The sequence below is a fragment of the Blautia sp. HCP3S3_C4 genome (assembly GCF_052064095.1).
In the GTDB taxonomy this organism is placed as follows: domain Bacteria; phylum Bacillota; class Clostridia; order Lachnospirales; family Lachnospiraceae; genus Blautia_A.
In genome coordinates this window covers 22,917-35,100 of the sequence record NZ_JBQHWF010000004.1, presented here as the reverse complement: position 1 = coordinate 35,100, position 12,184 = coordinate 22,917, and the positions used below count along the sequence as shown (strand labels likewise).

General features: G+C 42.3%; 9 protein-coding genes and 2 pseudogenes. 9 read left to right on the top strand and 2 right to left on the bottom strand.

Annotated features, from left to right (window positions below; all coding sequences use genetic code 11):
* Nucleotides 1-20: 20 nt before the first annotated feature.
* From ACTNC6_RS05250 to rsmH, 7 genes and pseudogenes are all read left to right on the top strand, one after another.
* A pseudogene (locus ACTNC6_RS05250) lies at nucleotides 21-287 on the top strand (hypothetical protein); the annotation flags it as partial.
* 233 nt (nucleotides 288-520) lie between these two features.
* On the top strand, nucleotides 521-3,850 hold the full coding sequence (locus tag ACTNC6_RS05245; RefSeq protein WP_441043380.1) for a DEAD/DEAH box helicase family protein: 3,330 nt from the start codon (nucleotides 521-523) through the stop codon (nucleotides 3,848-3,850).
* A 253-nt stretch (nucleotides 3,851-4,103) separates the two neighbouring features.
* Nucleotides 4,104-4,298, top strand: a complete 195-nt coding sequence (gene thiS / locus ACTNC6_RS05240; protein WP_019161955.1) for a sulfur carrier protein ThiS — start codon at nucleotides 4,104-4,106, stop codon at nucleotides 4,296-4,298.
* 43 nt (nucleotides 4,299-4,341) lie between these two features.
* Nucleotides 4,342-5,106, top strand: a complete 765-nt coding sequence (locus ACTNC6_RS05235; RefSeq protein ID WP_019161954.1) for a thiazole synthase — start codon at nucleotides 4,342-4,344, stop codon at nucleotides 5,104-5,106.
* Nucleotides 5,107-5,120: 14 nt separating this feature from the next.
* The gene (thiH, locus tag ACTNC6_RS05230; RefSeq protein ID WP_441034295.1) at nucleotides 5,121-6,380 is read left to right on the top strand and encodes a 2-iminoacetate synthase ThiH; all 1,260 of its coding nucleotides are present in this window, start codon (nucleotides 5,121-5,123) and stop codon (nucleotides 6,378-6,380) included.
* 235 nt (nucleotides 6,381-6,615) lie between these two features.
* Complete coding sequence (locus ACTNC6_RS05225) at nucleotides 6,616-7,323, top strand: GTP pyrophosphokinase (RefSeq protein WP_441043477.1); 708 nt, start codon at nucleotides 6,616-6,618, stop codon at nucleotides 7,321-7,323.
* A 72-nt stretch (nucleotides 7,324-7,395) separates the two neighbouring features.
* Nucleotides 7,396-8,448: a 16S rRNA (cytosine(1402)-N(4))-methyltransferase RsmH gene (gene rsmH, locus ACTNC6_RS05220; RefSeq protein WP_441043379.1), complete on the top strand. Its 1,053-nt coding sequence runs from the start codon at nucleotides 7,396-7,398 to the stop codon at nucleotides 8,446-8,448.
* 15 nt (nucleotides 8,449-8,463) lie between these two features.
* Here the strand turns inward: rsmH and ACTNC6_RS05215 are convergent, their stop codons facing one another.
* Nucleotides 8,464-9,843 carry an aldehyde dehydrogenase gene (locus ACTNC6_RS05215; protein ID WP_441043378.1) on the bottom strand — a complete coding sequence of 460 codons (1,380 nt, stop codon included), beginning with the start codon at nucleotides 9,841-9,843 and terminating at the stop codon, nucleotides 8,464-8,466.
* Nucleotides 9,840-11,069, bottom strand: a complete 1,230-nt coding sequence (locus ACTNC6_RS05210; protein WP_441043376.1) for an iron-containing alcohol dehydrogenase — start codon at nucleotides 11,067-11,069, stop codon at nucleotides 9,840-9,842. The genes ACTNC6_RS05215 and ACTNC6_RS05210 overlap by 4 nt, the downstream gene beginning before the upstream one ends.
* Nucleotides 11,070-11,322: 253 nt before the next feature.
* On the opposite strand from ACTNC6_RS05210, the pseudogene ACTNC6_RS05205 reads away from it, so the two are divergent.
* Together ACTNC6_RS05205 and ACTNC6_RS05200 are read left to right on the top strand one after the other, a co-directional pair.
* Nucleotides 11,323-11,935: pseudogene (locus ACTNC6_RS05205) on the top strand (ABC transporter ATP-binding protein).
* Between the two features lie 11 nt (nucleotides 11,936-11,946).
* On the top strand, nucleotides 11,947-12,117 hold the full coding sequence (locus tag ACTNC6_RS05200) for a hypothetical protein (protein ID WP_441043375.1): 171 nt from the start codon (nucleotides 11,947-11,949) through the stop codon (nucleotides 12,115-12,117).
* Nucleotides 12,118-12,184: the final 67 nt, after the last annotated feature.

Sequence of the window (12,184 nt, the reverse complement as noted above, 5' to 3'; positions counted from 1 at the left end):
TTTGTACGAAAAATGCATTAAAACGTCTGGAGAAAATCTATGATCTGGCAGATGTGTATCATTGTGATAATATTGATCAGGTTAGTGAAGATTTTATTGCAGAGGCGCACATACCAACAGGGACGTTCGATAATGTAAAGGAATGTAAATATTCAATTCCTTCTCATTGGGATATTGGAAAAGTATATAAACGCTTGATAAAACAGGTAGCTGCCAGCGAGAAAATTGAGATAGTTGATGCACTGATCAAGGTTTATAATTCTTTTATCAGCGAAAAAATAGATGATTAGTCAGTTTATATATGATCAGATTGTTAATCATGCAAAAAAATCTGTAAACCAAGCAAGCATTAATCAGAAAGATGTATTAGATTTTAACATATATCAGCCTCCACTTGATTTACAGAATGAATTTGCAGATTTTGTCCACCAAGTCAACAAATCTAAATTGTATAAAATTTCAACCCTACAATTCCCCTGCATCCCAGGGTGAAAACACATAAGATTCGGGAGGTGTCAGTATGACTAATTTTGATTTCCTGAAAAATGAACCAAAGTTTAAAGATTTTGCAGATGTAGCAATCTCTGCGGAAAGGATTTTTCAGTTGGATTATGCTGCATCTGTGCTTAACTGCAGACGGGCAATGGAATTTGCTGTTAAATGGATGTATTCTGTGGACAGTGCCCTTGTCATGCCATGGGATGACAGACTGGTTAGTCTGATGAGTACAGATGAATTCAGGGATATTATTGATGCAGATCTTTTGAAACGTATGGAATTTATACGCAAAACAGGTAATTTTGCAGCCCATACCGGTCAGAAAGTAAAGAAGGAACAGGCAGAATTGTGTCTGCAAAATCTATATATTTTTCTGGATTTTATTGCTTATTGTTACGCAGATCATTACACTGCCAGCAATTATGATTCTACATTATTGCAGGAAAACTCTGCTCATACAGCGGATCAGTCAGTTAGTCAGCCGGTCGGCGATCAGGCTGGTCAGTCAGAAACTGATCTGAAACTGGAACAATTGTTAAAGGAAAATGCGGCTCTGAAGGAAGAACTGACTGCCCGTCGTGAAGAACAGCAGCAGACATACGTGACTAAACCACTGGATATTTCAGAATATGAAACCAGAAAGATCTACATTGATTCTATGCTGCAGGATGCAGGATGGATTGAGGGACAGAACTGGATAAATGAATACAGGATTCCGGGTATGCCAAATAAGTCACAGGTCGGATATGCAGATTATGTTCTCCTTGGTGATGATGGTAAGATCCTGGCTGTGATAGAAGCCAAGAGAACCTGTGCAGATGTGGCAAAGGGCAGGCAGCAGGCGAAGCTTTATGCTGATCTGATTGAGCAGAAACAAGGCATAAGACCGGTGGTATTTCTTACCAATGGTTTTGATGTTCGTATCTGTGATAACCAGTATCCGGAGAGAAAAATTGCAGCAATTTATTCCAAACGGGATCTGGAAAAATTGTTTAATCTCAGACAGATGCGCTCAGGTCTGGGACAGATTTCCATAGACAAAAATATAGCAGGACGATATTATCAGGAGGCTGCGATTAAGGCTGTCTGTGACAGTTTTGACACCAGAAATCGCAGAAAAGCTCTCCTTGTTATGGCTACAGGTTCGGGAAAGACACGTACAGTTATTGCACTTTGCAAGGTATTGTCAGAGCAGGGATGGGTAAAAAATATTCTTTTCCTGGCAGATCGTAATTCACTGGTAACACAGGCTAAGCGAAGCTTTGTCAATTTGCTGCCGGATTTATCTGTTACAAATTTGTGCGAAGAGAAAGATAACTATGCAGCTCATTGTGTTTTTTCTACTTATCAGACCATGATAAACTGTATAGATACGATTCAGGACAAAGAGGGAAAATTGTTTACCTGCGGACATTTTGATCTGGTGATCTGTGATGAAGCACATCGTTCCATTTACAATAAATACAGGGATATTTTTAATTATTATGACGCTCCGCTGATTGGGCTGACAGCTACTCCAAAAGATGAAATTGATAAAAATACCTATGAAATCTTTGAACTGGAGAACGGTGTCCCTACTTATGGCTATGAGCTTGCGCAGGCAGTAAAGGATGGTTATCTGGTTGACTTTATGTCTGTGGAGACTACACTGAAATTTATAGAGCATGGAATTGTATATGATGAATTATCTCCAGAAGATAAGGAAGCCTATGAGGATACCTTTGAGGATGAAAACGGTGAAATGCCAGACAGTATTGGCTCGGCAGCATTAAATGAATGGCTTTTTAATGAGGACACCATAAAGAAGGTTTTACATATCCTGATGACGAACGGATTAAAGATAGATTATGGAAACAAGATTGGAAAGACCATTATTTTTGCGAAAAATCACCGTCATGCAGAGAAAATATATGAGGTGTTCGGAAAAGAATATCCACATTTGACAGGATATGCCATGGTGATTGATAATCGCCTGAAGTATGCACAGAGTGCGATTGATGAGTTTTCGGATCCGAAGAAGCTTCCTCAGATAGCAATCTCTGTAGATATGCTGGACACGGGAATTGATGTGCCGGAAGTTTTGAATCTGGTATTTTTTAAAAAGGTTATGAGTAAAGCAAAATTCTGGCAGATGATTGGGCGAGGTACCCGTTTGTGCCCGGCTCTGATGGATGGAGAGGATAAGCAGAAATTCTATATTTTTGATTTCTGTGGAAATTTTGAGTTCTTCCGTATGAATAAGGGACGTGCCACTGCAAATATGATCGCACTTCAGGGAGCAATTTTTCAACTGGAATTTGAGATTGCCTATAAATTGCAGGGAGCCGCTTATCAGACAGAACGATTGATTACCTATCGTAAATCTCTGGTAGAGCATATGGCTGGAAAGGTGCAGGAGTTAAACCGAGAAAATTTTGCGGTGCGTCAGCACTTAAAATATGTGGATATTTATGCTGTTGAAGAAAATTATAAGGTTCTTACTTATGAGGACACTCTGGCAGTGCGGGACGAATTATCTCCATTGATCAGACCTGAAAATGATGATGCGAAAGCTTTGCGTTTTGATGCTCTTCTGTATGGAATTGAACTGGCGTATCTGGCAGAAAAGAAATATGGACGTGGTCGAAAGGACCTGCTGAAGAAGGTTTCTGCACTGGCAGGAATTTCTAATATTCCGGAAATTATGATGCAGGCAGAACTGATAGATAAAATCCTTCACGGAGGATATCTGGACAATGCAGGGATTTCTGAATTTGAGCACATCAGAGAAAATCTTCGCAATCTGATGAAATATATTCCGGATGCAGACAGAATGATCTATGACACAAACTTTGATGATGAGATTCTCAACATGGAGTGGAAGGATTCAGAACTGGAAAATGATGATCTGAAAAATTATAAGGCAAAAGCTGAATATTATGTACGTCAACATCAGGACAATGCAGTGATAGCGAAGCTAAAAACCAATATTCCTTTAGACAGTAATGACGTAAGAACACTGGAAAAAATTCTGTGGAGCGAAGTGGGAACTAAGCAGGATTATGAGGCAGAATACGGAAAAAAACCACTTGGAGAATTTGTGCGTGAGATTGTAGGACTTGACATGAATGCTGCTAAGGCTGCCTTTGCACAATATCTGGATGATACCTGCCTGGACAGCAGACAGATTTATTTTGTGAATCAGATTGTGGAATATATTGTACATAATGGGATGCTGAAGGATCTCTCGGTTCTTCAGGAATCACCTTTTACGGACCAGGGCAGTATTGTGGACATATTTACGGATTTAAATGTATGGCTGGGAATCAGAAAAATCATAGAGCAGGTTAATGCTAATGCTCTTGCTGCGTAAATTTGTCAGTAGATTTGTCTGCAAATCAACCCTCAAAGTTATTCTTTACAACCAACTAAAAATATGATACCCTATTCTTTGTGAACTGGGGGCACCACTTTTCGCAGAATATTTCAGGCGCCGGATGATACTGGGATTGTATCGTCCGGCGCTTTTTTGACGTTTATTATAAATATTCCGGACAGCAGCTGCACAGATAAAGAGGGAGGCTGTCGGGAAGAAGGTGTCAGACCAAAGAAAGGAGACTTGCACATTGGTAAGGATCAACGGAGAAGAGAAAGCGATTGCCGGAAGAAATCTTCTGGAATATCTAAAAACTTCAGGATTTGAGCCGGATAAGGTAGTCGTGGAACGAAATCTGGAGATTGTTCCCAGGGATGAACTTGGAAATGTGACAATTCAGGAAGAGGATTCCATTGAAGTGCTGAGATTTGTAGGCGGAGGCTGAAAAGGACAAAAAATAACAATGACTAAATAACGAGGAGAACAAAATGGAAGATAAACTGATATTAGGTGGGAAAGAATTTAAGAGCCGTTTTATTCTGGGCTCAGGAAAATATAATCTGAATCTGATCAAAGCTGCTGTAGAACAGGGTGGGGCAGAGATTATCACTCTTGCGCTGCGCCGTGCAAATACAAGTGAAAGTGAAAATATACTGGACTATATTCCCAAGGGAGTTACACTGCTTCCTAACACCTCAGGTGCCAGAAATGCAGAGGAGGCTGTGAGGATCGCGCGACTGAGCAGAGCAATGGGATGTGGCGACTTTGTTAAAATAGAGATCATGCGTGATGCAAAATATCTGTTTCCGGATAACCAGGAAACCATAAAGGCAACAGAAATTCTGGCAAAGGAAGGCTTTGTAGTGCTGCCGTATATGAATCCGGACCTGAATGTGGCGAGAGATCTGCAGAATGCAGGAGCAGCTGCTGTAATGCCTCTTGCTTCTCCTATTGGAAGCAATAAGGGACTGGCAACAAAAGCAATGATCCAGATCCTGATCGATGAAATTGATCTGCCGATCATCGTGGATGCAGGAATCGGAAAGCCTTCCCAGGCATGTGAAGCAATGGAAATGGGAGCTGCTGCGATCATGGCCAATACAGCCATTGCCACTGCAGGAAATATACCGGATATGGCGGAAGCCTTTAAGCTTGCAATTCAGGCAGGAAGAAAAGCATATCTTACAGGAATGGGAAGAGTGCTTGCGAGAGGCGGAAGTGCGTCAGATCCGCTGACAGGCTTTTTGCGATAGGAGGGAAGAAAGTCATGAACGAAGAAAATCAGGTATATTTTGTAGACAGTGACAAGCTTCCGCCTGCAGCCCTGGAAAGAAAACACCGTTTGGAACAGGATCCGTCCTTCCGTACAGACCATATGAAATATATGGACGGAATGCAGGTAATAGAATCGGATATCAAAGATAAGGTGCTGAAGGCTATGGATGAGTATGATTATAATCTGTATACAGCCAATGATGTTGAGAGAGCACTTTCTCATGAAACATGCACCATAGAGGATTTTAAGGCATTGTTATCTCCGGCGGCTGCACCCTATCTGGAACAGATGGCAAGAAAGGCAGAGGAACTGACAAAGAATCATTTTGGAAATACAGTTTACATTTTTACTCCTATTTATATTGCCAATTACTGTCAGAATTACTGTATTTATTGTGGCTTCAACTGCTACAACAATATACGCAGAAAAAAACTGACCTATGAAGAAATTGAACATGAGATGCAGGTCATTGCAGAGACAGGAATGGAAGAAATACTTATCCTTACCGGTGAGAGCAGGGCATATTCAGATGTTTCTTATATTGGAGAGGCGGTTAAGATCGCACGGAAATATTTCAAAAATATAGGGATCGAAATTTATCCGGTCAATGTAGAGGAATACAGATATCTCCATGAATGTGGTGTGGATTATGTAACTGTTTTTCAGGAAACCTATAATACAGATAAATACGAAACACTGCATCTGATGGGGCACAAGCGTGTATGGCCATATCGGTTTGATTCCCAGGAACGTGCACTGATGGGAGGAATGAGAGGTGCAGGCTTTTCTGCTCTTCTGGGACTGGATGATTTCCGGAAGGATGCACTGGCAACTGCCCTCCATGTATATTACATCAACCGAAAATATCCTCATGCAGAGCTTTCTTTAAGCTGTCCCCGTCTGCGTCCTATTGTAAATAATGATAAGATCAATCCCAGGGATGTGGGAGAGAAAGAGCTTTGCCAGGTGTTATGTGCCTACAGGCTGTTTCTTCCGTTTGCAGGAATTACCGTGTCCAGCCGTGAAAGTGCTGTTTTTCGAAATGGCATTACAAAAATCTGTGCTACGAAAGTATCGGCAGGGGTATCTACCGGCATTGGCGATCATGAAGAAAAATATGAGGGTAAGGAAGATGCAGATGCAGGGGATGAACAGTTCGAGATCAATGATTCCCGGTCCTTTGCTTCTATGTACCAGGATATGGAACAGGGAGGTCTGCAGCCGGTTCTGAACGATTATATATATGTGTAACAAGACTATCAGACAGATAGATTAAAAATTATAAGAACAGCAGGATGATCTGGCATTTAGCCGATGATACTGCTGTTTTTTGAATGAAATCCGGAGATTGGCTGTGAACAGTGACATTGGGACAAAAATATGGTATACTGATACCTATGATGTCAGAGAGAAAATAAGATGTTAAAATATATGGAAATACTTAATTGTAAGAGAGGACAATCATTTGAAGAATTTTGAAGAGTTAATGACAGAGGGAAAGAGCCGGATGGAAGCCAGGAGAGATGAACTGATCAGGAAAAATCTGCTGTCGGATGAGTTTTTGGAATTAATTCAAAAGAATAAAAAACCCTTTGATCTGCTCATGTCTTATTATCAGTGTGCGATTATGGAGATTGAGACAAAATTCAGGGTATTGAACCAGGAATATTCTCTGGAATACGATAAAAATCCTATTGAAGGCATTAAAACAAGGATCAAATCCTATGACAGTCTGGTGCGTAAGATCAGGAGAAAAAATATCCCCATGTCTCTGGCTTCCATAGAAGAAAATATTAAAGACATTGCAGGTGTCCGGGTGATCTGTTCTTTCCCGGAGGATATCTATGAGCTGGCAGACAGTTTCCTGAAGCAGGATGATATTGTACTGATCGAGAAGAAAGATTATATAAAAAATCCTAAACCAAGTGGCTACCGCAGTCTTCATCTGATCGTACAGGTACCGATCTTTCTGCAGAAAAATAAAAAGATGGTAAATGTGGAGGTACAGTTCCGCACGATTGCCATGGATTTCTGGGCGAGTCTGGAGCATAAGCTGCGTTACAAAAAAGATATCCCCGAGGATCAGGCACAGCAGCTGCAGGAAGAGCTTCTTGCCTGCGCTACCCAAAGTGCCCAGCTGGATGAACGGATGCAGGAGATCAGAAATCAGCTGGTCAGTAAATTCGGAGAGTAGCCCTAAAAGTACAGACTGCTGAATATTTGCAAAGAAATACAAAATAAAAGAGAGTACGTTGAAAGGAAAATTATGGAAAATCAATCACAGACCCCACACAAGAGGCGCGTTCGCTACAAAGGAAAATATCCCAGAAAATTTGAGGAAAAGTATAAGGAGCTTCAGCCTGAGAAATATAAAGATACCATTGAACATGTGATCCAGAAGGGAAATACTCCGGCAGGAATGCATATCTCCATTATGGTACAGGAAATTCTTGATTTCCTGAAAATCCAACCGGGGGAAATCGGCTTTGATGCAACCTTAGGGTATGGTGGCCATACTAAAGCCATGCTCCAGTGTCTGGAGGGCAAAGGCCACATTTATGCTACAGATGTGGATCCTGAGGAATCTGCCAAAACAAAAAAACGTCTGGCAGAGCTGGGCTTTGGTGAGGATCTGCTTACTGTGCGCCTTCAGAATTTCTGCACAATTGATGAAATTGCCAGAGAGGTAGGAGGTTTTGATTTTATTCTGGCTGACCTGGGTGTTTCTTCTATGCAGATTGATAATCCCAAAAGAGGTTTTTCTTTTAAAGTGGATGGGCCGCTGGATTTGAGACTGAATCAGGAGAGCGGAATCAGTGCTGCCCAGCGTCTGGGTACTATCACCAGAGATGAGCTGGCAGGGATGCTTTATGAGAATTCCGATGAACCTTATTGCGAAGAGATTGCTAAGGCTATTACAGATGAAATCCGCAAGGGAAACCGTATAGACACAACCACAAAGCTTCGCCAGGTAATTGAGAAAACTCTGGATTTTCTTCCGGAAAAGGAGAAAAAGGATACAGTTAAAAAGACCTGTCAGAGAGTTTTTCAGGCACTGCGTATTGATGTAAACCATGAGTTTGAAGTTCTTTATGAATTTATGGAGAAGCTTCCGGATGCTTTGAAACCAGGCGGACGAGTGGCAATCCTTACCTTCCATTCCGGAGAGGACAAGCTGGTAAAGAAAGCTCTGAAGGAAGGATACAGAGAGGGAATTTACTCAGATTATGCAAAAGATGTAGTTCGTCCATCCGCCCGGGAATGTGCCCAGAATGGCAGGGCCAGATCTACAAAAATGCGTTGGGCAGTGAAGTGCTGACATAGAGAAAGTTCCTTATTTCAGGAACTTCCTCAATAATTTTTCATAAATTTTTTTATATGGCTGGTATCTCATTGGCAGATCCAGCCATGTTTTTTTGTCTACAATACTCTTATAGTGGGAGAAAGTATGAAAACCGTCTTTGCCATGGTAGGAACCCATACCGCTTTCGCCAAAGCCGCCAAATCCCATCTCACTGGTTGCCAGATGGATGATGGTATCATTGATGCATCCGCCTCCGAATCCGCAGCGGGAAGTAACTTTTTCCGCAGCTTCTTTGTCGGAGGTGAAGATATATAATGCCAGAGGATGTGCCATGGAGTTGACCTTTTCGATGGCCTCATCCAGGGAATCATAGGTTAGCACAGGAAGCACAGGACCGAAGATTTCCTCCTGCATTACTGCATCCCCGAAGGTTACATTGTCCATAACAGTAGGAGCAATCTGAAGAGTTTCCGGATTGCTGTCACCGCCGCAGACTACCTTGTCGGGATCGATTAGAGTGCAGATACGAGTAAAGTGCTTTTCATTAATAATCTTTCCATAATTTTTATTATTCAGAGGTGCGGAACCAAACTGTTTTCTGATCTGTTTCTGAATCTGGCGGATCAGTTCATCCTTGATTTCTCTGTGGCAGTAAATATAATCAGGTGCTACACAGGTCTGACCACAGTTAAGATATTTTCCAAATACAATTCTTCTGGCCGCAAGTTTCAGGTTGGCACTTTTCTCCACAATGCAGGGGCTTTTTCCGCCCAGCTCCAGGGTAACCGGAGTCAGATGTACAGATGCTTTTGCCATTACTTCCCTGCCAACATGCTGGCTTCCTGTAAAGAAAATATAGTCAAAATGTTCATTGAGAAGAGTGTTATTTTCCGCACGTCCGCCGTTTACCACAGCCACATACTGGGGATCAAAACATTCGGTGATAATGGTTTCAATCACCCGGCTGGTGTGAGGAGAGTAGGCACTTGGCTTCAGCACAACTGTATTTCCGGCTGCAATCGCATCGATCAGCGGATCAATGGTGAGCAGGAAGGGATAATTCCATGGGCTCATAACCAGGACTACACCATAAGGAGATGGCTTCTTATAGCTTCTGGAAGCGAACTGGGCAAGGGGTGTCAGTACTGCTTTTTCTTTTGCATAGGAAGGTGTATGGCGGATCATATAGCTGAGTTCTGAGAGCACAAGTCCCACTTCGCACATATAGGATTCAAAGTTACTTTTTCCAAGATCACGTTTCAGTGCTTCATTGATCAGTGGTTCATATTTCTGAATACAGGTCTTTAAGTTTTTTAAGGCATCCAGCCTTTTTTCTATCGGTAGGGAGGCACCTGTGTAAAAATAGCTGCGCTGTTTCTGAACGATTTCTTTAATTTCTGTTTCTGTCATAATACACAATCTCCTTTTTTAGAAGTCAGAGACATCAGCATGTAATAAAATTTCTCCAGTTCAGAGGCATCCATAAGCTTCGGCACAGGATACAGAGGATTGGCCTCTTTATCTGCATAATGGGCAAGCTTGGGGATATCTGTTTCCTGAATTTCATTTACAATATTTACGATTCCAAATCGCTCTTTCATTTCTTCAATTGCCTGGATAAAAAGCTCTGCTGCTTCATGGTCCGGTGTATTTTTATCTGCAAGTCCTGCTGCAATGGCAAGTTTATGGAGCTTTTTGTCAATGCAGGAGCCATATTCCCTAAGCACCAGCGGCAGCAGAATGGCATTGGCAAGTCCATGAGGAACGTTGTACTGTCCGCCCAGGGAATGAGCCACTGCATGAACATATCCTACATAGGATTTGGTAAAAGCACAGCCTGCATAGAAGGAGGCGTGGAGCATATTTCGTCTTGCCTGAATATTATCGCCATGCTCATAGGCAATATCTATATTTTCAAAAATCAGTTTTACCGCTTTTAATGCATCCCTGCGTGTATCAATGGTGGTGGAATTGCCGATGTATGCCTCCACTGCGTGAGTCAGGGCATCCATACCTGTAGTTGCGGTGATAAATGGGGGCAGGCTTAAGGTAACCTTGGGATCCAACACTGCATAGCGGGGAATCAGCGGGAAATCGTTGATTGCGTATTTATATCTGGTGTCTGCATCTGTGATCACAGCGGCGAGCGTAGTCTCACTTCCTGTTCCGGCAGTGGTTGGAACTGCCATGAGAAGGGGAAGCTTCTTATGCACCTTCAGGATTCCCTTCATTTGAGCCAGAGACTGATTAGGTTTGACCGAACAGGCACCGACTGCCTTGGCACAGTCCATGCTGGAACCGCCGCCGAAACCGATGATGGCATCACAGCCTTCCCTATGGTAAAGCTCCAGGGCTTCGCGGACATTGACAGTAGTAGGGTTGGCAACTGTTTTATCATAAATAGTATAGGGAATGCCAGCCTCCTTTAAAGCTTTTTCCAGTCTTCTGGTAAGTCCAAGTTTCCTGATACCGCCATCTGTAATGATCAGTACATGAGTGCATTTGTGGCGCATGATGATTTCAGGGAGTTCTTTGACGCTTCCTGCGATTTTAGGTTTTCTGTAAGGTAAAAAGGGAATTGCAATGTGAAAAGCTTTCTGAAAAGCCCTGCAATATATTTTTCTGAGAGTGTTCATGGATAATTCCTTTCCTGGGGGGCAGCCTGCTGTTTTGCAGACTGCCGGACAGCAGTTACTTCAGAAAAATATAACAAGGTAAAAAAGAAAAGTCAATATATTTTGATAATCAAAATTATAAACAGGACAAGACATACCAATGAAGTAAGTTTATACTAAGCTTAAGTTAGCGCTGTATAACAATACTGTAAAACAGCAGTGTTATATTAAAAAAATTTGCTCCACAGCAAGTGATATGAGGGAGGAATGAAAAATGTTTCTGCAGATACAGGGTATTAAGAAGTCTTTTGGTGCAGGGGACAGCCGGGTGGATGTGCTGAAGGGGCTGGATCTTGACATTGAGAGAGGAGAGTTTTGTGTGCTTCTGGGGCCGTCCGGCAGATATGTCAGAGAAGAAACTGTCTTTGTACAGACGTAAGCATCTGGGATATATTTTTCAGATGTATAATCTGATTCCCAATCTCACAGTGCGGGAAAATATAGAGGTGGGAGCCTATCTCAGTGATAAGCCTCTGGATGTAGGTGAACTGCTCCATACGCTGGGAATCTATGAGCACCAGAGAAAGCTTCCCAATCAGCTTTCCGGCGGTCAGCGGCAGAGGACTGCTATCGGCAGAGCCATTGTGAAGAATCCGGACATTCTTCTCTGTGATGAGCCTACAGGAGCCCTGGATTATAATACCTCCAAGGAAATCCTGAAGCTGATCGAGACGGTAAACCAGAAATACGGCAACACCATCGTCATGGTAACACACAACGATGCCATCAAGGATATGGCTGACCGGGTGGTGAAGCTTCGCGATGGGATGATTCGTAAAAATTACATGAATGAACATAAGATCCCGGCAGCAGAGTTGGACTGGTAAGGAGGCATATGATGAAAAATCCTTTACGCAAACGTCTGCCCAGAGAACTGAAGGGGGAACTGGGAAAATATCAGTATATGCTTCATATTCCGGCCAGCGCAGTAAGCGGAAATAAATTTGACGGTCTGATCTCTCTGCTGGAGTTTCAAAGAATAAAAAAGTGCCTATGGATGAGGCACTGAAGAATGTATAATAATGGAAAATACTGTGATATCAGATTATAAAACAGGTGCGGCAGGCAATGAAAAA

Bases quoted from the DNA above. Each gene is read 5' to 3' on its own strand.
- ACTNC6_RS05245 (WP_441043380.1), top strand. From the start codon at position 521: ATGACTAATTTTGATTTCCTGAAAAATGAACCAAAGTTTAAAGATTTT.
- ACTNC6_RS05235 (WP_019161954.1), top strand. From the start codon at position 4,342: ATGGAAGATAAACTGATATTAGGTGGGAAAGAATTTAAGAGCCGTTTT.
- thiH (WP_441034295.1), top strand. From the start codon at position 5,121: ATGAACGAAGAAAATCAGGTATATTTTGTAGACAGTGACAAGCTTCCG.
- ACTNC6_RS05225 (WP_441043477.1), top strand. From the start codon at position 6,616: ATGACAGAGGGAAAGAGCCGGATGGAAGCCAGGAGAGATGAACTGATC.
- rsmH (WP_441043379.1), top strand. From the start codon at position 7,396: ATGGAAAATCAATCACAGACCCCACACAAGAGGCGCGTTCGCTACAAA.
- ACTNC6_RS05215 (WP_441043378.1), bottom strand. From the start codon at position 9,843: ATGACAGAAACAGAAATTAAAGAAATCGTTCAGAAACAGCGCAGCTAT.
- ACTNC6_RS05210 (WP_441043376.1), bottom strand. From the start codon at position 11,069: ATGAACACTCTCAGAAAAATATATTGCAGGGCTTTTCAGAAAGCTTTT.
- ACTNC6_RS05200 (WP_441043375.1), top strand. From the start codon at position 11,947: ATGAAAAATCCTTTACGCAAACGTCTGCCCAGAGAACTGAAGGGGGAA.